17 protein-coding genes, 1 tRNA gene and 1 pseudogene are annotated in these 20,139 nt (G+C 57.8%); 5 read left to right on the top strand and 14 right to left on the bottom strand.

The annotated features are described in order from the left end of the window. Positions 1-2: 2 nt before the first annotated feature. The 9 genes and pseudogenes from FDP28_RS02630 to FDP28_RS02590 all read right to left on the bottom strand — a co-directional run. Positions 3-1,433 carry a hypothetical protein gene (locus FDP28_RS02630; protein WP_144659046.1) on the bottom strand — a complete coding sequence of 477 codons (1,431 nt, stop codon included), beginning with the start codon at positions 1,431-1,433 and terminating at the stop codon, positions 3-5. Next, complete coding sequence (locus FDP28_RS02625) at positions 1,426-2,622, bottom strand: phage portal protein (protein ID WP_144659045.1); 1,197 nt, start codon at positions 2,620-2,622, stop codon at positions 1,426-1,428. Before FDP28_RS02625 ends, FDP28_RS02630 begins: the two co-directional genes overlap by 8 nt. Before the next feature lie 199 nt (positions 2,623-2,821). Continuing rightward, positions 2,822-4,282 (bottom strand): terminase large subunit domain-containing protein, encoded by a 1,461-nt coding sequence (locus FDP28_RS02620; RefSeq protein WP_144659044.1) that lies wholly within the window; start codon positions 4,280-4,282, stop codon positions 2,822-2,824. Beyond that, positions 4,275-4,538: a hypothetical protein gene (locus tag FDP28_RS02615; protein ID WP_144659043.1), complete on the bottom strand. Its 264-nt coding sequence runs from the start codon at positions 4,536-4,538 to the stop codon at positions 4,275-4,277. Before FDP28_RS02615 ends, FDP28_RS02620 begins: the two co-directional genes overlap by 8 nt. 131 nt (positions 4,539-4,669) lie before the next feature. After that, positions 4,670-4,963 (bottom strand): HNH endonuclease, encoded by a 294-nt coding sequence (locus FDP28_RS20945; protein WP_144659042.1) that lies wholly within the window; start codon positions 4,961-4,963, stop codon positions 4,670-4,672. Next, a complete protein-coding gene (locus tag FDP28_RS02605) occupies positions 4,960-5,442 on the bottom strand; it encodes a M23 family metallopeptidase (protein ID WP_144659041.1) in 483 nt (160 codons plus the stop codon). Before FDP28_RS02605 ends, FDP28_RS20945 begins: the two co-directional genes overlap by 4 nt. A gap of 856 nt (positions 5,443-6,298) precedes the next feature. After that, the gene (locus FDP28_RS02600; RefSeq protein WP_144659040.1) at positions 6,299-7,918 is read right to left on the bottom strand and encodes a phage/plasmid primase, P4 family; all 1,620 of its coding nucleotides are present in this window, start codon (positions 7,916-7,918) and stop codon (positions 6,299-6,301) included. Positions 7,919-8,721: 803 nt separating this feature from the next. Then, positions 8,722-10,149, bottom strand: coding sequence for a recombinase family protein (locus FDP28_RS02595; RefSeq protein WP_144659039.1), 1,428 nt, complete (start codon positions 10,147-10,149; stop codon positions 8,722-8,724). A gap of 24 nt (positions 10,150-10,173) precedes the next feature. After that, positions 10,174-10,329 (bottom strand): annotated as a pseudogene (locus FDP28_RS02590) (single-stranded DNA-binding protein); the annotation flags it as partial. 219 nt (positions 10,330-10,548) lie between these two features. Here FDP28_RS02590 and FDP28_RS02585 point away from each other — a divergent pair. The 3 genes from FDP28_RS02585 (at position 10,549) to ettA (ending at position 13,068) form a co-directional block, all read left to right on the top strand. Continuing rightward, positions 10,549-10,621 (top strand) — tRNA-Arg (locus FDP28_RS02585). Between the two features lie 228 nt (positions 10,622-10,849). Further along, a complete protein-coding gene (locus FDP28_RS20705) occupies positions 10,850-11,329 on the top strand; it encodes a DUF6993 domain-containing protein (protein ID WP_260842297.1) in 480 nt (159 codons plus the stop codon). A gap of 56 nt (positions 11,330-11,385) precedes the next feature. Beyond that, positions 11,386-13,068 carry an energy-dependent translational throttle protein EttA gene (ettA, locus tag FDP28_RS02575; protein WP_144659038.1) on the top strand — a complete coding sequence of 561 codons (1,683 nt, stop codon included), beginning with the start codon at positions 11,386-11,388 and terminating at the stop codon, positions 13,066-13,068. Between the two features lie 58 nt (positions 13,069-13,126). On the opposite strand, the gene FDP28_RS02570 is transcribed toward ettA, so the two are convergent. Continuing rightward, the gene (locus FDP28_RS02570; protein WP_144659037.1) at positions 13,127-14,032 is read right to left on the bottom strand and encodes an acyl-CoA thioesterase; all 906 of its coding nucleotides are present in this window, start codon (positions 14,030-14,032) and stop codon (positions 13,127-13,129) included. 63 nt (positions 14,033-14,095) lie between these two features. On the opposite strand from FDP28_RS02570, the gene FDP28_RS02565 reads away from it, so the two are divergent. Then, positions 14,096-14,773: a DUF8185 domain-containing protein gene (locus tag FDP28_RS02565; RefSeq protein WP_144659036.1), complete on the top strand. Its 678-nt coding sequence runs from the start codon at positions 14,096-14,098 to the stop codon at positions 14,771-14,773. Here the strand turns inward: FDP28_RS02565 and FDP28_RS02560 are convergent. Together FDP28_RS02560 and FDP28_RS02555 are read right to left on the bottom strand one after the other, a co-directional pair. Beyond that, positions 14,770-15,252, bottom strand: a complete 483-nt coding sequence (locus FDP28_RS02560; RefSeq protein ID WP_144659035.1) for a globin — start codon at positions 15,250-15,252, stop codon at positions 14,770-14,772. The genes FDP28_RS02565 and FDP28_RS02560 overlap by 4 nt on opposite strands. Further along, the gene (locus FDP28_RS02555; RefSeq protein WP_144659034.1) at positions 15,245-15,943 is read right to left on the bottom strand and encodes a mechanosensitive ion channel family protein; all 699 of its coding nucleotides are present in this window, start codon (positions 15,941-15,943) and stop codon (positions 15,245-15,247) included. The genes FDP28_RS02560 and FDP28_RS02555 overlap by 8 nt, the downstream gene beginning before the upstream one ends. A gap of 87 nt (positions 15,944-16,030) precedes the next feature. Between FDP28_RS02555 and FDP28_RS02550 the strand changes: the two genes are divergently transcribed. After that, positions 16,031-17,029: a Rossmann-fold NAD(P)-binding domain-containing protein gene (locus FDP28_RS02550; RefSeq protein WP_144659033.1), complete on the top strand. Its 999-nt coding sequence runs from the start codon at positions 16,031-16,033 to the stop codon at positions 17,027-17,029. Here FDP28_RS02550 and FDP28_RS02545 read toward each other — a convergent pair. Together FDP28_RS02545 and pepN are read right to left on the bottom strand one after the other, a co-directional pair. After that, complete coding sequence (locus tag FDP28_RS02545; RefSeq protein WP_144659032.1) at positions 17,026-17,505, bottom strand: OsmC family protein; 480 nt, start codon at positions 17,503-17,505, stop codon at positions 17,026-17,028. The two genes, FDP28_RS02550 and FDP28_RS02545, sit on opposite strands and share 4 nt — an antisense overlap. A gap of 49 nt (positions 17,506-17,554) precedes the next feature. Beyond that, a complete protein-coding gene (pepN, locus tag FDP28_RS02540) occupies positions 17,555-20,116 on the bottom strand; it encodes an aminopeptidase N (protein ID WP_144659031.1) in 2,562 nt (853 codons plus the stop codon). Between the last annotated feature and the right edge of the window lie 23 nt (positions 20,117-20,139).

Below are 20,139 nucleotides of genomic sequence, written 5' to 3'. Positions count from 1 at the left end.
GACTAGGCTCCGGTTACGCCGGTGATCTTGAGGATTGCGCCCTTGTCAGTGACGTACTGGGAGCGGAACTTGATGAAGCTCACGTCAACACCACCGCGCGGAAGATCGAGAGCGCGGAACTTGAAGTCCTTGGATTCGCGGTAATCAACAGCGCGGCTGTCACCAACGAGGATTGTTCCGTTGGCAAGGTTCGGGTTAGAGACAAGAGTCACGCCACCAAGATCAATGCTGCGGTCACGGAGGTTCACAGCACCCTGAGATGCAAGCCACCACGGAGCGTTAGCGGAAGTGATGGAGCGAAGAGCAGCCATGACGTTAGGAGCAACGGCAATGAACGACATGTTTGCGCCGATGTTTCCGAGAGTCTCGGAAGCCTTGTCGATAGCAGCGATAGCGGATGTAAGTCCGGTAACGGCTGTGGAGTTGGCAAGGAGGTAGGTAAGAAGCTCGACCTCAGTCTGAACTACGTAAGAGTCAATAGCCTCTTCGTAGGCTTCAGAGATGACACCTTCGCCCCCGAATTCGATTAGTTCCATCGCGATATCGACCGCTACAGCCTTGGCCTTTGCGTTCCAGGATTCGCGGGAAGTGCTGAATGTCGCGGTAGGAAGCTCGACCTTGTTTCCGGCCCAATCGGCTACGGCAAACGTGCGGTTCTTCTTAGTACCGGTCTGGATGAGGGAGGTAAGCGGCTTTACACCAACAGCGTTGACAAGCTTGCGCTCGGTCTGACGTGCGGTCCAGAGTTCACCAACTTCCTGATCCTTGATGTAGAACTTTCCGGCATCGTTGGTGGTCTTGAGGTCAGAAAGAGCAGCGTTGATGGAGCCTGTGTCACCAGCGCTGTACGCGGCGAACGTCATAGCGCCTAGGTCATTGGAGGGAAGGTTAGAAGCAAAGATTGGCTCTGCCTGAACAACAGGAGCTACTTCTGTAGCCTCTGGGGTGTTGGAAGTAGTTTCCATCGTGGTTTCCTTTTCGGAGATTGATTCGCCCATATCTGAGGCGGTTAGTCGTGCATTAGAGAAAGCGGGGCGGACTACTAGTCCTGCGCCTGTGAGGTTTCCCGCGATTAGATGGCCGTTCCTGATAACTGGATTGGCGATTTCGACACTGATTCCGGTACGTAGACCTTCAGCAGCGAGGACAAGAGCGTCATTACCTTTGGAGGTGTTGACGATTCGAACTGTGGCCTCAATGTGGGTATCGAGTTCTTCCACACGAACAAACTTGCCAATCTGATTTTGGAAGTTGTGTTCTTCATTCAGCTCAAGGGTGTTGAGGTCATCGGGAATGGTTACAGAGCCTTTAGAGGCAATGACCTTTCCAACGTTGGTTGATCCTGCTTCACCAAATGGCAAAAGTCGGTATGTTAGTGTGCGGTCATCTACGGAAGCTGTTAGCAGCTCTCCGGAAGCTTGAATGTTATTCATCGGCTGATTCCTCATCAGGAGTTGGCTGAGGCTCTGCCGGGATTTCAGGGGCTACCTGTTCTTCAACCGGCAAAGGCTCAAGGTTTTCGCGTGCGCGTGCTTCGTCCTTAGTCAGGAATCCAGCAGCAATTCCTACGGCGTAAGCGTCGTAGCGTTCCTTGGTGTCGCCCTTAAGCAATTCGGCAGTGTCGAATTTGACCTCAGTTCCAGCAGGAAGAAAGAGCGAAAGGGTCTGTTCAATCGAGGTCATGAAGCCTGTTAGAGCGTCGATAAGCTCACGGTTACGGCTTGCTTGGTTCGAGTAGTTGAGGGATGCACCGGCAACAGTCGCGTCAACGGCCCATGCAGGAAGACCTAGAGCGCGTGCCACCTGTAGGGCTGCATAGTTGCGGCCTTCAATCAGGAGGTTTTCCGCGTGCTGTCCAAGGGATTCAACATCAATCGCCTTGTTGGCATAGGCCACGGAACCGCCACGCTTGCGGCGTGCTGCGGTCCACTGGGCTACAAGCGCGGTGATCTCTTCCTGTGAAAGGTTGTTGCCCTCCATCTGCTTGAGCACGATGCTCGGAACAGGGGAAGCGCCAGCCTCACGGGCAGCAAGTTCAATCTCCTGAGCCTCACGAATGACGCCAGCTCCGTACGCCAGGAATCCCTCATTGTTGGCATCAATGCGGATGAAGTCGGCAGGGCTGACGGACTTACCGAATGCCTTGACTAGCTGTCCATCCTTGGTCTCAACCTGAGACTCGGGGATGTACTTGACGTGGAGCGGACGGCCATCAAATGACTTGTCAGTGATCAGCCAGAATGCACGTCCGTAGAACAGCATCGAATCGACAGTCCACGAGAGCGTGATGAAGTTTGGTGTCCCGGTTTGGAGCTGGGTAAGGAGCGTAGGTTGGTTGGTAGCCAGTGATCCATTACGGGTTGCCTTCAGCGGCATACGGGCAATGGAGGTAGCAATCAGGTTGCGGCCCTTGGCGATACTCGCTATCTGCATGGCCGACGTGCGGTTTACCGGGAGTGTGTCCGGTGTGAGGCCATAGAGGCCAGCAAGCGTGATTGTTTCGAGGTGTGAGTTATCGGCCCACGGAGATTCCAGCGGGATTGAGTCAATGAATGATGCATTCATCTCTTGTCGGGCGGTGAGTTCTTCACCTGCTCCAAAGAGGAAGTTGAAAAAAGCCAAAATGACACCTTATAAAAGGGCGAACAGGGTTCATCATTACGTCATTTGGCGGTTTGTCTGCGGCGAGCCGGAACCAAGTTAAATCTAAGAAACCATGGTTCCGGCGATGCCGCCAGACATAATTAGGAAAGGAAGATTCTAAATAACTTTCCGTATGTATCTATTATATCACGAATTTGAGCCTTACTGACAATTGTTCTCATTCTCCGAAATACATCATCGGCGCAACTTCGGCTTTTGTTTCGTCCAATAGTCGGCACGCTACAACGGCCGCTAGAAGCTCCGGTTCTGACTTATGGGAGAAACACCAGCCTTCACCCATTGGGCGCGTCTGAGCGGTGCTTATGGCCGTTCTAAGGGCATTGTGGCCGTCATGTCGGATAGTGCCGTCTTCAATGCGTGCCTTGAATGACACAGCCCCGGTTTTGGCACCTTCAGGGGTCAGCATCTTCAACTTCAAATCCGGGTTGTCTTGGTTCAGGGAATCCGCGATAACCAAGTTCTGCGGATACTTATCAGCTCCAATGACCATCGGCCTAGCGTCAGCCAAGCTCTCAAGTGCCGGCTGTAGCCAATCGGTGCCGGCCCCGTTCATCAGGACACGTGTCTGTGTGGTCTTGCCGTCCTTCCACGCGGCCACGATTGCCGACTTGGAGCGGTCAAAAGAAACCTCATAGGCAATGGCAACCTCAGAGCGCTTAGGAGTCGTCAGGACGCCTTGCAGGGCATTCCAGCGCGGCAGGTCAAGTACGGCCTCTAGCGTCTCCGTCTGACGGTTCATGAATCCGCGTGTGAACTCACCCTTGGACATGTCTGTCTGGTTGGTAGCGGCAGACTCAATGTCTTCCTTGGTGATGAGTCCACCTTGAAGGCCGGGGTGAAAGTCCCAGTTGTCAGGATCAAAAGCATCCAGACCGTCAGCAAGTGCCCACTCGAAATATGCAATCGGCGCGTCTGGATTCTGAACAGCCTCACGGCCTTTCTTGATCCATCCGTTGAGGAACGTTGAGTCAGGGGTTCCCTTAGTGGACACGAGACAGATTTGACGGTCTTTATGGGTCTGCATTGCCGGGACAATGGCACCCATGAGCTTCGTTCCTGTGGAGTCATCGAAGGCGAAAATCTCGTCTAGGAAGGCATCGCTGAAGTTGTATCCGTGGGTACTCTCAGCGGTAGGCGGGAAGCTCTGTATCTTGCTTCCGGTGGGGAAGATGATTGTGGGATTCTCAGCAGCCCTACGGGTTCTGATCTGCTTACCGACAGGGGATTGTGTGAGCTGTTCTGAGAGTTCGAACAGACGTTCTTTAGCGTCCTTTCCGGTCTGAGCAAAGATGAAGCTCTTACGGTTCCTGTTGGTGAGCGCACGAGTGGCATACAGGGCACGGATAACGGTTGTCTTCCCGGATTGGCGGGGAACCGTCAGGACAACACTTCTGTATCGGTAAGTGCCATCTGGATTCAGTTCGGTAGCTACGCGGATGAAATAGCGCTGCCATGGGAGCAGGGGAGTCTTGAGGGCTGCGGCTACCTTCTCGACCTTGGCAAGTTCATTGCGTGCGCCGGGAGTTGGTGCCGTGGCGTAGAGGGGCTGAGCTAGTCCTAGGGAAGCTAGCCAGTGTTCAGGGGTATCTAGAGTGTCTGGCGGGGCACTGCTAGTCATCCTCACTCAGGGAAGCCAGGAACTCAGCGGCTTCATCGGAAACCGTGACCTCAGGCTTCGGCAGAAGCTCATAAGCGGCCCTCAGCTCCTTGGAGATACCGGCACGTTGAGTGCTTGTGGTGCACTTGGACCACTCGGCGGCCAGCTCAAGGATCAGGGCAATGGCGAGCGAGTGTTCCTTGGTGATTAGGTTTTCATCCTTGAGGAACTTGATTGTTTCAGCGGCCTTTAGCTGCAATGGGTTCTTTTGGGTCATGATCAGTTCATTTCTGGCTGCAATAATTTGTGGTTTTTAGCTCCTGAATCAGCCTGTTTGGAGACATTTTGAGGTATCGAAAAAAGGAGAGATTGGGTCGCGGGAAGTCCAAGGGGTCCGAATATAAAGAATCAGGGTGCCAGCGAGAGGAACCAAGCTCTTACATCGGTCTGGGTAGCCCGGTAGGCCTCTATGCTGCGGTCGCCTCTTGCGTAGTTACCAGCACAATGACCTTCTCTCTTGCCATGAGCTGGCCTGAGATTCTCAATGGCATCTGTTCCACCCTTTGATCTAGGGATCACATGATCAACGCTGTAGTTGTCAGGTGATATCTCCTTGAGACACAGGTGACATACATAGCCATACTCTTGCTTGACCAACTCGCTTAGCTTCTGGCTTCTACTACCGCCCCATGCCCCGCTCATAGGGGGGCCTTCTCACGAGAGGGGGGTGTATATAGAGGTGTGCCCGTTTTGAAGTAAGGAAGGGGATCTACACGGCCTAGGTATCCGTTATCCAGCTCTAGTGGAAGTGGCATTAGTTCAATATGTAGGTGATCACCAGAGACGGCACCAGTGGCCCCTGAGAGGCCTAGAACTTCACCTTCAGCTATTTGGTAGCCAATCTCCCCATAGGGTCTTAGAAGGTGCGCGTAGCCCGTCCTATAGCCCTTGTGTTCGATGACCACGCAGTTACCAGCAGCACTGCCCATAACTGGATAGTCAAAGCCATCTCCACTGAACACAATTGTTCCTGAGGCCATAGCCAGTACAGGAGTTCCCGCATACACACCAAGGTCTAGCCCGTTGTGGCCCTTGAGTCCGAATCGGGTATAGATGCGCTCGTTGTCGCCGTGGGCTTGTAGTAGTGGGGCTTCTTCATAGAGTGGATAGGCAAGTCTCATGGTGATTCCTAGTTAAAGTAGAAAGACCCGTCTTTCCGGGCTGTCATCCGTTTACCCAACGGCAGGGGTTACGTCGTCGTCATCGTCTTTTCTACTCAGGATCCAAAGTTGAAACATCTTGTACGCGAACGCAACAAGGATGATCGGCACCATGAATTCTGGTGGAGTGAGGCTAACGAGTGTGAGGGGGTCCATTAGTGATCCATTCTCCCTAATGCCTAGTGATGCTTGCATTGGGTATATGGAAGGCTGTTCAGTTGGAATGGAATTCCGTTTAGACCTTACCTCTAATTATACCAGATTGATAACCATTCTCAGCAGCCCTTCCGGCTTCACGCATTCGTTTCAGCTCCACCATTACGGCCCTGTGGTCCTTGATGATCCACACTACGAATCCGGCCAATATCAATAGCTCGATGATCAGCATTAGCGGTAGTACCTGTTCAATAGCTCCATGGCTGTGCACTTATCGTCCAACAGGTCAGCATCAGTTGGTCCATGGGATTCCACGGGATTGAGAATGGTCATCTTCCAGTTGCCCTCAGGGTCTTGGTTCCATTCGATTCCCTCAACCTGTGGGGGTTCGGGCATTACATATTTCATATCCGCTCCAAGCGGTTGTAGTGATAAAGGAGCGTCTTATGTCGTTGCGTCTTAGGGTTGTGTAGTTGTGCAGTTTTTTGTTTTCTACTAGTTCCATACAGGTAAATAGCAATAATCTCTAATACATATCAGTAGAAAGAAAAATATGCACAACTGCACAAAGTAGTAGTAGTTCCTTGAGTTCTAGGGGTTTTAGGAGGTACATGACCTGCACAAGTCATGCACCTCCTTTGCACTTCTGTGCAGTTTTTCCCTAGCCTCTGGTGTCCTTCCAGTAGCCCGCACCCAGATTGTGCAAACCTGCGGACTTGTTTGTGCTACTTGGGAGCAATCCGTACACACGGGCATAACCACCGGGGCGCTTCTCACGGAAGTTGCTAGGTGCCCCTAGGTGCTTCTCAAGCTCATCCAGCCACGCCGAACGCTTCGGAACAACCTTCTCACCGGCTTCGTTGCACCAAATCTGGAAGAGCTGGTAAGCGTCCTTCTGCGTAGCCATCTCGGAGAGGTTCGCACTGGGAGCAATGACGTACTGGGGGAAGTCCCCGGCTGTCACGTCTTCCAGCCATTTGAGGGTGGCTGAGGACTTCACAGCGTTCCTCTTGGCACGTGCCTTGATCGCGTCTGACTTCGGGATCACTCCCGTCTTGAGGTATTCGGCAGCACCTTCCAGCACCCACAGGAGGATAGCCACGCCGGAAGTGTCAAAGAGGACATCTTCAAGCCTCTCCGTGCGCTCTGCTGAACCGATGTTGAACACGTGGTCAAAGGGGATGATGTCTAGACGTTCCACAATGGCATTGTCTGTGTGGTCCACCTTGGGCACATGGTTGGCGGCAATGTGGAGGACGCACTGAGCACGCCATTCAACGACGTTCTTGCCCTTCTCCTGTGTCGGGATAACACCACCACCGCCTGACAGGTTCTTGAGGAATGAGTCATCTGTGCGGGTGTTCTGCGGCTCTTCCAAGTAGAGGAATCGCTTGCCCCTGGCTTTGTACTGATCGAAGTTCGTGGAACCGCCGTACTTCTGAACAATCGCGTTGACGGGCAGGGAACCGGCGTAGTCTCCGAACACTGCGGCCATGGTGCGGATGTACGTTGACTTGCCGGTGTTGGAGATACCTACAAGGGTCACGATGTTCTTAGCGTCTCCACGGCCCAACAGCGCGGCTCCTGCGGCCACCTGAAGGTATCGCTGGTCTTCCTTGTCTGGAATCCATGAATCAAGGGTGCTTTGCCAGAAGTCGAACGCCTCAGGAGATGTTTCATGCGCTGAGAGTCCCATCTTTTTGGAGACGGCGCGGTTGGGGTCTGGCTCTAGGAACGGCGCGTCTAGGTTGGCCAGATCAATAACTTGGCCATCAGCCATAACGGCCCAACGCTGATCCTGATCGAAGTAGTCTTCGGGCTTAGTGAATGCCACCTGAACGCGCTTGCGAAGTTTGGAGTGGGAAGCTTCACCACGGATGCGCTTCTGATATTCCACCACTGGACCGAACGCGGCCTTGAGCTTCTTTGCGCTGTCTTCGTCAAAGTCTTCTGTGATGTGGTGGAGGATGCCGGGAAGGGTCTGCTTGAGGAAGTCGGCCAGCGCTGTTGCTAGATCATCATCAACAAGCCCCATGCTTGCTTTCTGGTGGACCTTGCCATTCCAGTAGTACCAGTCTCCACCGGTCTTTGACGTGGGAATGTAGGTGATCTGGCTTCCCAGCGTGTCACTGATGAACTCAGCGGCGTCTAGGTCATTGGAGGGGAGTGCTTCGGCAAGGTTTAGGTAGTCCTGCTTGCTTACTTGCTTGACGCAGTATTTCGATACCCAACTACGGATGCTGGCATCAATGATTGTCTGAGGTGTTGTTTTCTTGAACAAGGTAAATCTTTCTGTTAGATGTTTCGGTCATATGACCTCTTTCGTTTTGTCTTGTATTTATCTTGGGACTTTGCCCTGCGCCTTACCCTACTCATTACCATGAATTTATGGTATAATTATTGAGTAGGGTATCTACATTAATTAATCACATGTTGTACCTATCTATTTTACCGCTTACAACTTCATATCGTATCCAGTGTCTTTTCGTGAATCAGTCCCCTGCTAGGCCGTAGGGGACTTTTTTATGCCTTTTCGATCTTCCTGATCCACATGACCTGAGGTTCTTCGTGCTGAGTGAAGACAGGATTCCCGTCCTCATCTTTGGTAATTGAGATTCCGTATGGGACCAGCACCTTTACGTAACCCTCCATCAGGCTGCTTCCTTCTCTAGTTCTTCAATCTCGGCGGTTAGTCTGGCAATCTTGAGCTTCCTCTTGGTCATCTCTTCCAAGTGAACCTTGGTGAGCCTGTCTAGGCTGCGTTCTGTGGCTGTTCGTGACTGTCGTAGTAGTTCTAGCTTTGTTCTCTGGCGTCCTGCCATGGGGGCCTCTTTCGTATTAATTGCTTATAAACCAATTATATACCATCAAAACACCATAACGGAAATCGAATTCCTAATATACCGTTTATCAAAGAACGTAAACCAAGCACTTTAGACTAAAGAACTCTTCCCCCGAACGCACAAAATCCCCGTAAACTCAAGGGTTTACAGGGATTCTGCGTTAGAAACCAACGGGGAATTTGTTGCCGGATCAGTCTACCGGACCTCCAACGAGACCCAACGAGACCGCCAACGAAACCAACTAAACTGCCTTCCGCTCCACAAAAACTATGTTGTCGTCACTCCAACGGGCACCACGGCCTGTGCGCTTGAGGGTGATTGAGTGCCACATGAGAGAGACCAAGTGACGGCGCTTCTCAAGGCTCAAGGCGTCCCAGTTGAAGACCCTCACTATTTCGCCCTGATCGTCGGCGGTGGACTCCAAGGCTTCATCAAGGGTAGGCAAGCGAACCAAGGTGACCTTCTCAAGCTGCGCAATCTGGTTCTCAATGTCCCTCAGCTTGCTCTCGTGTTTGGCTCTGTGGGGCTTTATCTCGGACGGCCTCAGACCTTCCTCAGCGGCCTCTTCCAACCAGTCCGCCCAACGCTTCAACTCGTGAGCGCGTGCCTCTCTGAGACCTTGGAGCGTTCCCTTGTCCTGCTGTATCTCCTGATGGTTTGTAGTCAGTACAGCCTCAAGGGTCCGGAGGATAACCAAGTCATCAGTCTTTTTGAGTTCCTTGGAAGTACACAAGTTGTTGCAACGGTAGATGTAGCCAATCTTGGTTGGCTTGTTCTTCCGCTTCCGCTTGGTCTGTCGGCCATAGCACTTGTCCCCACACTCACCACAGGTCAGCAGACCGGAAAGCATGTACTCGTGCTTGGTGGTCTTGGGCTTAGGCCGGTTCTTGGTGTTGAGCTTGGCAACTACAGCCTTCCAAGTATCAAGCTCAAGGACCGCTTCCCATTGGGCCTCAACAAGCTCTCCTTCATGCTCCAGGAATCCGGCTATACGCGGGTTCAGGAGTGTTCGCCTGAGAGGTTGCCTCTGCCATTCCTGCCCGAACGTTGTTTTAAGGCCGCGTTCCTTTAATAGGGATACACCGGCTGTGATCGTTCCATCACTGAGGATGATTTCAGCAATGGCTTTCAGCGCTTCTGCTTCCTCAGGAACCAACTTGCCCTCAAGGGTTAGACCGAATGGCCTACGTCCGCGCCAGTGATTGCCACCGCTTTCCCTGACCTGTGCAAACTTGGCCTTTTGTCGTGCGCTCCTACGTGCAAGCTCGGACGCGGCAACGGCAACCTTGATACGGGCGTACAGGATGCCGTTGTCTGTGGATAGGTCAGCTTCACCGCCAACGGTGGCTAGCTTGAGTCCTTGCTTGTCCACCAGTGCTAGAAGGTGCTCAAACTCCATGGGAACGCGCCATAGGCGGTCCAAGTCCCATGCCGCTATCGCGTCGATTTCACCGGCTGTGAAGTCAGCTAGCATCCGCTCATACTCGGGCCTCTTGACCTTGCCGGAAGCGGACACGTCGTTGTCTAGATACTCTGTACCGACTTTCCAGCCCTTGGACTTCAGGAGCTTGTGAATGTCCTTGCGTTGGCGGTCAACGGCTAAGCCTTCATCTTCCGTACCAAGTCCCTTGTCCTTGGAGATACGAAGATACACAGCACAAGTCGTCATGGAAGCACTATATGTCACTAGCTACCAGTTGGTGTTGCCGTCCACCCAGGTGTTGCTGGCACGGTCGTAGCGGCGCTCTGTAGTTCCGAGTCGGAAAGATGCCGTTGCAGTGCCGCGGGCAGTGGTGGAACTCTTCACGTCCGAGGCCACGAAGCCCCTGACGGTGATGATGTCGTTCATTGGTGGTCCTTCACGATGTAGGGAAGTGCCTGTCCGGCCCTTTCAGCTTCATCGAGTGACCTTCGGGATGGCAGTACTGACTTTTGCTATGTGAATAAATCCCTGGTTGGGCCAGTTGTTGAGGAACAGTGGCGCCCGGAGCCCGGATGGCATGCGGCCGTGTGATGGCATGTAAACTCTTTGTGGCGCGGACGGCCCAGGTGGTCGTCGAGTCAGTGCGCCCCAGTAGCTCAGGGGATAGAGCAGCGGCCTTCTAATCCGCCGGTCGGGGGTTCGATTCCCTCCTGGGGCACCGTTCACCCTCCTTGGATCCTCTCCAAGGAGGGTGTGTTTCTTTAAGCGACGGACTCCGGGAAGACCTTCAGCTTCGCGGATACGTGTTGCCGCGTGGCGGCAGATTGCCGCTACCCATTTCTGTGAATGGCACAATGGCAAGGTGATACGCAGGGGAACCACACCGAAACCTGACCGGGCTGCACCGGCATCCACCACCAGCATCCGGCTTGCAGGAGGGGCGTTGATGCTTGCCTCGGCAATCATGATGATGACGGCTTGCACGGGCGCGCCGGCCTCTCCCACACCCGCAGGTGGTTCGTCGACGCAGCCCGCGGCCACGTCGAGCCCAAGCGCCAACAGCGCGACTCCGTCGACAGGCACGGAAGCCGGTCCCAGCGCCAGCACCCGCCCCTCGGAAAGTCCCGATCCTGCTGTGCTGGCAACCACGAAAACCGTGGAGTCCACACTGAAGAACCTGGTGGCCGGCAATCCCAAACCGGACCGGGAATCGCTGCGGTCTGCCCTGGTGTCGGCCGGAATCCCTGAGGGCAGCCTCGAGGTGTCGGTCAGCCGCACACCCACAGGCCTCGACGTCGATGCCATGGAGGCGGCGGCGTTGTCCGGCAAGTCCTGCGTCATGGGCCAGATACGTGACGGAGGCGTCGTGGTGACCGTGCTGCCCGTTCTGGCGACGGGGAAGTGCTTCGTGGGGGACGCCCGCTAGTTCACCCGCGCTGTGCGAATGTGAGTTATGTACGCCTACCCATTAGATTTAAAGGCATGGCGGAATTCATTTACACGATGACCAAGGCTCGCAAGGCCGTTGGCGACAAACTTATTCTGGACGACGTCAGCATGTCGTTCTACCCCGGCGCGAAGATTGGCGTCGTCGGCCCGAACGGTGCTGGCAAGTCCACCATCCTCAAGATCATGGCCGGTTTGGACACCCCTTCCAACGGCGAGGCCCGCCTGAGCCCCGGATACACCGTGGGCATCCTCCTGCAGGAACCGCCGCTGAACGAGGAAAAGACCGTTCTGGGCAACGTCCAGGAGGGCGTTGGCGAGATCTACGGCAAGATCCAGCGTTTCAACGAAATCTCCGAAGAGATGGCCAATCCGGACGCGGACTACGACACGCTGCTCGATGAAATGGGCAAGCTCCAGGAAGCCATCGATGCCGCTGACGCCTGGGACATCGACTCCCAGCTTGAGCAGGCCATGGACGCACTGCGTTGCCCGCCTGCAGATGCCGACGTCACCGTCCTCTCCGGTGGTGAACGTCGCCGCGTCGCCCTGTGCAAGCTCCTGCTGCAGAAGCCTGACCTCCTGCTGCTTGACGAACCCACCAACCACTTGGACGCCGAGAGCGTTCTGTGGCTCGAGCAGCACCTGTCCCAGTACCCAGGTGCTGTCCTCGCCGTCACTCACGACCGTTACTTCCTGGACCACGTGGCTGAATGGATCGCAGAAGTGGACCGTGGCCACCTCTACCCGTACGAGGGCAACTACTCCACCTACCTGGAGAAGAAGAAGGCACGCCTTGAGGTTCAGGGCAAGAAGGACGCAAAGCTTTCCAAGCGCCTGAGCGAGGAACTTGAGTGGGTACGCTCCAACGCCAAGGGCCGCCAGACCAAGTCCAAGGCTCGTTTGGCCCGCTACGAGGAAATGGCTGCGGAGGCCGAGCGCACCCGCAAGCTGGACTTCGAAGAGATCCAGATTCCGCCGGGACCGCGCCTTGGATCCTTGGTGATCGAAGCCAAGGACCTGAAGAAGGGCTTCGATGACCGCGTTCTGATCGAGGACCTCTCCTTCTCCCTTCCCCGCAACGGCATTGTTGGCGTCATCGGTCCCAACGGTGTGGGCAAGTCGACACTGTTCAAGACAATCGTCGGGTTGGAACCGCTCGACGGCGGCGACCTCAAGATCGGCGAGTCGGTAAAGATCTCCTACGTCGACCAGTCGCGTGGCGGCATCGACCCCAACAAGACCCTGTGGGAGGTTGTTTCCGAAGGCAACGATTTCATCCAGGTGGGTCAGGTCGAAATGCCTTCCCGTGCCTACGTCTCGGCCTTCGGATTCAAGGGCCCGGACCAGCAGAAGAAGGCCGGAGTCCTCTCCGGTGGTGAGCGCAACCGCCTGAACCTGGCACTGACGCTCAAGCAGGGTGGCAACCTCCTGCTTCTTGACGAACCCACCAACGACCTCGACGTCGAAACCCTGAGCAGTCTTGAGAACGCCCTTCTCGAATTCCCGGGCTGCGCCGTGGTGGTTTCGCACGACCGCTGGTTCCTGGACAGGGTGGCAACGCACATCCTCGCCTACGAAGGTGACGACGAGAACCCGTCCAGGTGGTACTGGTTCGAGGGCAACTTCGATTCGTACGAGGAAAACAAGGTGGAGCGCCTGGGCCCCGATGCCGCCAAGCCGCACCGCGTGACTCACCGTCGCCTCACCCGCGACTAGTACGAAAAAGAAGAGGCCGGTCCCTGCTGGGACTGGCCTCTTCTTTTGCCTCACCAGGCTACGGGATCCTGACCATGCCTTCCTGGGCCACCGTGGCGACATGCACGCCGTCGCGGTTGAAGATCCTGCCCGTGGCCAATCCGCGGGCTCCTTGGGCGCTGGGGGACTCCTGTACGTACAGCATCCACTCATCCACCTTCACGGGCCGGTGCCACCACATGGCGTGGTCGAGACTGGCAACGCTCATGCCCGGCGTCATCCAGGACAGGCCGTGCTTGCGGAGGATTGGTTCAAGCAGCGTGTAGTCGCTGGCGTAGGCCAAAGCGGCGATGTGCAGCTGGGGATCATCGGGGAGCGGGCCCATGGTTTTCATCCAGACGGCGTTGGTGGCCACGTGGTCGCTTGGCGGGGAGACGTAGAGCGCGGGGTCGATGTGGCGGACATCGAAGGGGCGCTCGGAGGACATATGCCGCGCCAGCGGGTGGTCAAAGTGGGACAGCAGTTCGGCAGTGCTGGGCAGTGTTTCGGGATCCGGGATGCCTTCGGGCATGGTGGCCTGATGATCCAGGCCGCCGTCTTCGACCTGGAACGAGGCAATCATCGAAAGGATGGGGACGCCGTCCTGGTAGGCATGCACGCGGCGGGCGGAAAAGGAACGGCCATCGCGCAGCCGTTCAACACCAAAGGTGATGGGCTTGTTCGCGTCGCCCGGACGCAGGAAGTACCCGTGCATGGAGTGCGCCACCCTGTCAGGTTCGACAGTGCGCATTCCTGCCATCATGGACTGGGCGAGAACCTGCCCGCCAAAAACACGATGCCGGGGCTGCTTCTGTGATGGGCCGAGGAAGATGTCCTCGTTGGTCCGTGCTCCGTCAAAGTCACCGAGGTCCAGCAGGCCTATCAGTACTTCCATGGGGTCTTCTGCGGGTGCTTCCACCTGGAGGCCAGCGTTCGTCTCAGTCATGGTTCGACTTTAGACGCCGCTCCGACCCCTCTCAACCGCGGACATGCCGGTAGAGTCGATGATGTGACAGACGTTCTGACCCAGTCCTTCCGCTTCCCCGATCCCCGGGACCTCGCTGATTTGCGGACCTTCGTCACCCGGGCAAAGAGCATTGACGACGGCGCCATCCGCCTCCAGGCCGCAGGCAACGTGCTCGCTGCCTACGTTTGCGTTCTCAGGCCCCGGATTCTGGGGGAATCGACTCCCACGATCCTTGGCCTCCGCACCATGGCCCTCGCGGAGCCGGCACAGGCGGACGTGACAGTGGCGCTGGCCTCCATTACGGACCGTTTGGCCCGCTCAGGCGCCGATGACGTCGAACTGCCCGTGCCGCCGTCGACCGTTTCGGAGTCATGGGCCGGTGTCAGTGCGCCGCGAAGCGGCTGGGAAGCCCAGGGGACTATGTCCGACGCCGACCTCAGGGCAGCAGCCGAAGCCGGCATTGCGGAGGTGGCCGGCGTTATTCCCGCCTCAGCGGGTGCTGCAGTGGTGAATACGGCACGGGCTGCCGTGTGGGGCCGTACGCTTCCTGGCGAAGGCTCGCTGCCTGCGGGGGCAGCCTTCGCGGCGTTTGCCCTGGGGTTCCTTGGCGACGACGCCCAACAGGTCTTCCGCAACGGACGGTGGTACCGGCTGAGCGGACCCCGCGGCCATGTGCTGGTGCGCACGGGCGCGGGGCTCGGACTCGGTTTTTCCGTCTAGTTCCCGGGGCCGGTTGACGGGCTGTTGACCATGGTCAACGCCGCCCGTTCCATGTAGTCCCACAGCGTTCCCTCATGCAGCGGCGAAAGGTCCAGCGAATCCACGGCCGCCCGCATGTGGAACAGCCACCGGTCCTTTGCCTCCGGCGTCACCTGGAAAGGCATGTGCCGCATGCGCAGCCGAGGGTGGCCGCGTTCCTCGCCGTACGTGGTGGGTCCGCCCCAGTATTGCTCCAGGAACATCAGGAAACGACGCTTGGCCGGGCCAAGGTCCTCTTCGGGATACATGGGCCGCAGCAGTGGATCAGTGGCCACGCCGTCGTAAAAGACATCAATCAGCTTGACGAACGTTTCATGCCCGCCGACGGCAGCGTAGAAACTGTCGGTATAGACAGGCTGGCTGAAGGGATCGTTCTGCATCAGCTGGCGTCGAGGACCTGCCTGCGGCGACTGCGGTTCCCCGCTTGCGGTGTTACTCATTGGATTTCTCCTCGGCTTTGGCGATGCGCGGTGCGCCGGCTGTGACGGGCGCCGCTGTTGCGCCTGGTTCGTCGGGCGTATCGGGTGAATCCAGCGGCACGTAGTCTCCTTGGGAACGGTTCCCCACCCGTAGGATTTCACCGTTCCGGAGGTACCAAATGGCCCCGTCCTCGGCACGGACGCGGGTAATGCGCAGGCCCACGGATTCAACGGTACCAATGACTTCGCCGGTGACGATCACGTCGCCAATGCCGTACTGGTCCTCGATGGTGATGAAGATCCCCGCGAGAAAGTCCCGGATCAGCTGCTGGGCGCCAAAACCGATGGCGACACCGAGGATTCCCACGCTGGTCAGCAGCGGAGCGACATCGACGTTCATGAACTTGAGGACGTAGATAATGACGATCACCACCACTACGACGCTCACCAGGCTGGTGAGCAGCGAGCCGATGGTCTCAGCCCGCTGGGAACGGCGTTCGTGGTCCAGCGCACGGATGGCCGGCTGCACCCATTTGAAATGCGCCTTCTTGAAGAAGGAACTGCCGGCGGATACACGCCGGGTGATCCGCAGGATGATGAAGCGTGCCACCACCCACACCAACAGGCCAATGCCAACGGTGATAAGGATGGACACGAGGTCGATCTTTTCGGGTTCGATGTTGATGGCTTCCGCAAGGGGGATGAAGGTCAAAGTGGTAAAACTCCTTGTGGTCGGCCCGTGTTCGCCGGGCGCGGAACACTCTGTCCACGTTTAACCCTAGCGCCGTAGCGTGACGGTATGCGCATCCTGGTCCTCGGAGGTACTGCCTTCCTGTCAGCAGAAACAGCCCGGCAGGCGGTGGCCGCCGGGCATGATGTCACCTGTTTTGCCCGGGGTTCTTCGGCCGGCCCGCCCGACGGCGCCACCTGGGTGCGGGGCGATCGCGCCTTGGGTGCAGCAGCCTATGCGGAATTGGCAGGTGCCTGGGACGCGGTGGTGGACGTATCCAGGGATCCGGTCCAGGCCCGGGATGCGTTGGAGGTGCTGGGACCGGTCACGGAGCATTGGACGTTCGTCTCCAGCTGTTCTGTGTACGCGGATCACTCAGTACCCGGCGCGGACGAAAGCGCCGCGTTGCTGGAGCCACTGCCTGCAGGAGAGGCCGGCACGCCTGAAAAGTACGGCGAGTCGAAGTCCGCCATCGAACAACAGACCATCTCGCTGGTGGGGGAGAAGGCCCATCTGGTCCGCGCAGGATTGATCGGTGGCCCCGGCGACACCAGTGATCGTTACGGTTATTGGCCGGCCCGTTTCGCCGTGGACAGCGGCACCGTCCTGCTGCCTGACATCCCGGATGCGCCCACCCAGATCATTGACGTCAGGGACCTGGCTGCCTGGATTCTTCAGGCCGCGGAGAGCAAACTCACTGGAGCGTACAACGCCCTCGGGGATGTGGTGCGGTTCGGAGACTATATCGACCAATGCCGCGCTGAGGCAGGTTTCGGCGGAGCCGATGTTATCCGTGCATCCGAGGACTGGCTCGTGGAGCAGGGCGTGGATTACTGGGCTGGACCCGATTCCTTGCCGCTATGGCTGCCGCCGGATCACGGAGGTTTCCAGGCCCGTTCCAACACAGCAGCCAAAAGCCGGGGGATGGTGTTGCGCCCGTGGCAGGAAACGCTCGCCGCAACGTTGGCCGATGAGCGCAGGCGCGGACTGGAGCGGGAGCGCAAGGCCGGACTCAGCCGGGGAACCGAACAAAAGCTCGTGGCGCTCTGGCGGGAGCAGCAGCGCTAGGCGGGGGCCGCCGTCGTCGTCGGTTCGTGGTGGACAGGGAAGTTCACGCTCCTGGCGATGAAGCAGACCTGGTTTGCTTCGTGATGCAGCTGCGGCATCAACTGCGCGTGAGACGGATCGGTGATGGTGACGTTCGGCTTGAGTGTCACGCTTTCGAATTGGCCGCTGCCGTCACGATTGAGTTTCATCAGCCCCTCGGCCTGGTCTTCGTAGGCCGTGACCACCACACCATGCTTGACCGCGACGTGCAGGAAAGACAGCATGTGGCACTGCGACAGGGCGGCGAGCAACAACTGCTCAGGGTTGTAGCGCGTCCGGTCACCGTGGAAGGTGGGATCAGAGGATCCCTTCAACGTGGGCAGCCCACTGATCTCGATGTCGTGGTCCCGCGAGTACGCGCGGTAGCTGGCGGTTCCCTCCCCGAGGTTTCCGGTCCAGCGGACAGTGAGCGCGTAGTGGTGTTCATTGAGCCCCATGCGGACAGTCTAGCCAAGCTCAGCTGACTGTCCGCATGGGCCAATGAACCTAGCTGTCAGCTGCCCTTGCTCGAAGGGCGCGGGCTACGCCGTCGCGGTTTTCCAGCATCATCCGGCGAAGCGCCGCACTTTCCTCAGGAAGGCCCGCCAGGAAGTCGTCGGTGCGGTCTACGATCGCCTGCGTGGTGAGCTGGGCCGGGTAGAGGCCCACCACGATCTGTTGGGCGAGGGCGTGGGTCCGTTCCTTGACTACCCCGGGCACGGCCTGGAAGTACTTCTCCGCGTAGGGTTCCAGCAGGGAAGTGTCCGGGACGCGCATGAAGCCTGCCACCGCGGAGGACTGAAGTGCGTTCGAGAGTTCTCCCTTGACCACGATCGACTCCCACGCTGCCGCCTTGGCTTCCGGGGTAGGAATGGCCGCCTTGGCCTGTGCGGCAGCGTTCTGGCCATTGGAAGTGTTGTCACGGCCAAGTTCTTCGTCAATGCGTTCCTGGCCTTGGCGGCCGCCTGCGACAAGGGCGGTCAGCAACTCCCAACGCATGTCCTGGTCAACAGTGAGCCCGTCGAGGGTGTCTGTTCCGTCGAGGAGGGCCTGCAGGCGGTCCAGTTGTGCCTGGCTGCGGGCGAGCTGGGCGTAGGATTTGGCGAATTGCAGCTGGGCGTCGGAGCCTGGCTCCACGGAGGCTGCAAGGTCCCACAGTGTGTCCGCCGCTGCGATGGTGGTCTCCTGTTTGTGTTCGGCGGCGACGTAGTAGGTCAAGGTCGTTGCAAGCTGGCGCAGTTGGACCAGGATCACCGAGGAGTCTGTTTCGTGCGCGATGTTGGCCAGGATCAGGTCCACATAGCCACGCGCCGGCGTTTCACCGTCGCGGGCAGCATCCCACGCCGAGCCCCACACCAGGGTGCGGGGCAGGCTGGCCGCGAAGTCCTTCAGGTGCGCTTTGACAGTTTCCAGGCTTTCGGGATCCAGCCGGACCTTGGCGTAGGCGAGGTCGTCATCGTTGAGCAGGATCAGGTCCGGACGGGTAAGTCCCGTCAGAGCCGGGACCTCGGTGCGGGGACCGTCCACGTCGAGCTCCTCGCGGTGCGTGCGTTCCAGGGCACCCTCGGCGGATACCGAGTAGAAACCTACCGCGAGGCGGTGCGGGCGCAGTGTGGGCTGTTCTTCGATGGCGGTCTGCAGGATGGCGAAACCGGTGATCGTGCCATCGGAGTCGACTGACAGCTCGGGCGTTAGGGTGTTCACCCCCGCGGTCTCAAGCCAGAGCTTGCCCCACTGGTCAAGGTCGCGTCCTGACGCCGCTTCAAGTTCCACCATGAGGTCAGCGAGCTCCGTGTTCTTCCAGGCGTGCTTGCTGAAATAGCTCCTCACTCCGGCCATGAACTGCTCGGGGCCTACCCAGGCCACCAGCTGTCGCAGGACAGAGGCGCCCTTGGCGTAGGTGATGCCGTCGAAGTTGACCTCGACGTCCTCGAGGTTGTTGATCTCGGCGAAGATCGGGTGGGTAGTGGGAAGCTGGTCCTGCTTGTAGGCCCAGGACTTCTCAACGGAGGCGAAGGTGGTCCACGCGTGGTCGAACTCGGTGTTTTCCACTGCTGCCAGGTGGGACATGTATTCGGCGAAGGATTCATTGAGCCAGAGGTCGTTCCACCAGCGCATGGTGACGAGGTCGCCAAACCACATGTGCGCCAGTTCATGCAGGACCGTGATGGCCCGCCGTTCAATCTGTGCGCCGGTGACCTTGCCCCGGAAGACGTAGCCCTCAAGGATGGTCACGGCGCCAGCATTTTCCATCGCGCCGGCATTGAACTCGGGGACGAACAATTGGTCGTACTTTTCAAACGGGTACGGGCAGCCGAACTGGGCCTCGAAGAATTCGAAGCCCTGGCGGGTCAGCTCAAAGATGTTGTCCGCGTCGAGGTACTGCATAAGGGACTTGCGGGCGAACACTCCCAGCGGAATGACCCTGCCGTCCGAACTGGTGACCTCGGACCGGACGGACTGGTACGGTCCGGCAATCAACGCGGTGACATAGGAAGACAAGCGCGGAGTGGGAGCGAATTCCCAGACCGACCGGGCACTTCCGTCCTCACCAGGGGTGGTTTCGTAGGGAACCGGAGTGGGGGAGTTGGAGACAACGTCCCAGTGCGACGGTGCTGTGACCTTGAACGTGAAGCTGGCCTTCAGGTCCGGTTGTTCGAAGACGGCAAACATGCGCCGCGAGTCGGGTACTTCGAACTGGGTGTAGAGGTAGGCTTCCCCATCCACGGGATCCACGAAGCGATGAAGGCCCTCACCGGTGTTCATATAGGGGGCATCTGCCACTACCGTGAGCTCGTTCTCAGCTGCAAGTCCAGGCAGCTGGATGCGAAGGCCGTCGGAAACGTCCGCGGGATCCAGCTCTTTACCGTTAAGCGTCACGCTGTGGACGGTTTTGGTGATGGCATCAATGAACGTCGATGCTCCCGGCGTGGCGGAAAACCGTACGGTGGTGGTGGATCCGAAAACTTCCGCCCCTTTCGTCAGATCCAAGGTGACGTCGTAGGAGTCGACAGTGAGCAGTTTGGCGCGGTTCGCGGCTTCATCGCGCGTGAGGTTCAGGCCTGGCAAGTGGTGCCTCCGGGAATCGGGAT

Origin of the sequence: Paenarthrobacter nicotinovorans, assembly GCF_007670255.1 — a bacterium.
In the GTDB taxonomy this organism is placed as follows: domain Bacteria; phylum Actinomycetota; class Actinomycetes; order Actinomycetales; family Micrococcaceae; genus Arthrobacter; species Arthrobacter nicotinovorans_B.
Note: the sequence above shows the minus strand (reverse complement) of the source record. Positions and strands in the feature narration are given on the sequence as shown.

What these genes read in the sequence shown, in the direction of transcription:
- FDP28_RS02630 (WP_144659046.1), bottom strand. Translation starts at nt 1,433, where the DNA reads ATGAATAACATTCAAGCTTCCGGAGAGCTGCTAACAGCTTCCGTAGAT.
- FDP28_RS20945 (WP_144659042.1), bottom strand. Translation starts at nt 4,963, where the DNA reads ATGAGCGGGGCATGGGGCGGTAGTAGAAGCCAGAAGCTAAGCGAGTTG.
- FDP28_RS02550 (WP_144659033.1), top strand. Translation starts at nt 16,031, where the DNA reads ATGCGCATCCTGGTCCTCGGAGGTACTGCCTTCCTGTCAGCAGAAACA.
- FDP28_RS02570 (WP_144659037.1), bottom strand. Translation starts at nt 14,032, where the DNA reads ATGACTGAGACGAACGCTGGCCTCCAGGTGGAAGCACCCGCAGAAGAC.
- ettA (WP_144659038.1), top strand. Translation starts at nt 11,386, where the DNA reads ATGGCGGAATTCATTTACACGATGACCAAGGCTCGCAAGGCCGTTGGC.
- FDP28_RS02560 (WP_144659035.1), bottom strand. Translation starts at nt 15,252, where the DNA reads ATGAGTAACACCGCAAGCGGGGAACCGCAGTCGCCGCAGGCAGGTCCT.
- FDP28_RS20705 (WP_260842297.1), top strand. Translation starts at nt 10,850, where the DNA reads ATGCTTGCCTCGGCAATCATGATGATGACGGCTTGCACGGGCGCGCCG.
- FDP28_RS02595 (WP_144659039.1), bottom strand. Translation starts at nt 10,149, where the DNA reads ATGACGACTTGTGCTGTGTATCTTCGTATCTCCAAGGACAAGGGACTT.
- FDP28_RS02620 (WP_144659044.1), bottom strand. Translation starts at nt 4,282, where the DNA reads ATGACTAGCAGTGCCCCGCCAGACACTCTAGATACCCCTGAACACTGG.
- FDP28_RS02545 (WP_144659032.1), bottom strand. Translation starts at nt 17,505, where the DNA reads ATGGGGCTCAATGAACACCACTACGCGCTCACTGTCCGCTGGACCGGA.
- FDP28_RS02605 (WP_144659041.1), bottom strand. Translation starts at nt 5,442, where the DNA reads ATGAGACTTGCCTATCCACTCTATGAAGAAGCCCCACTACTACAAGCC.
- FDP28_RS02615 (WP_144659043.1), bottom strand. Translation starts at nt 4,538, where the DNA reads ATGACCCAAAAGAACCCATTGCAGCTAAAGGCCGCTGAAACAATCAAG.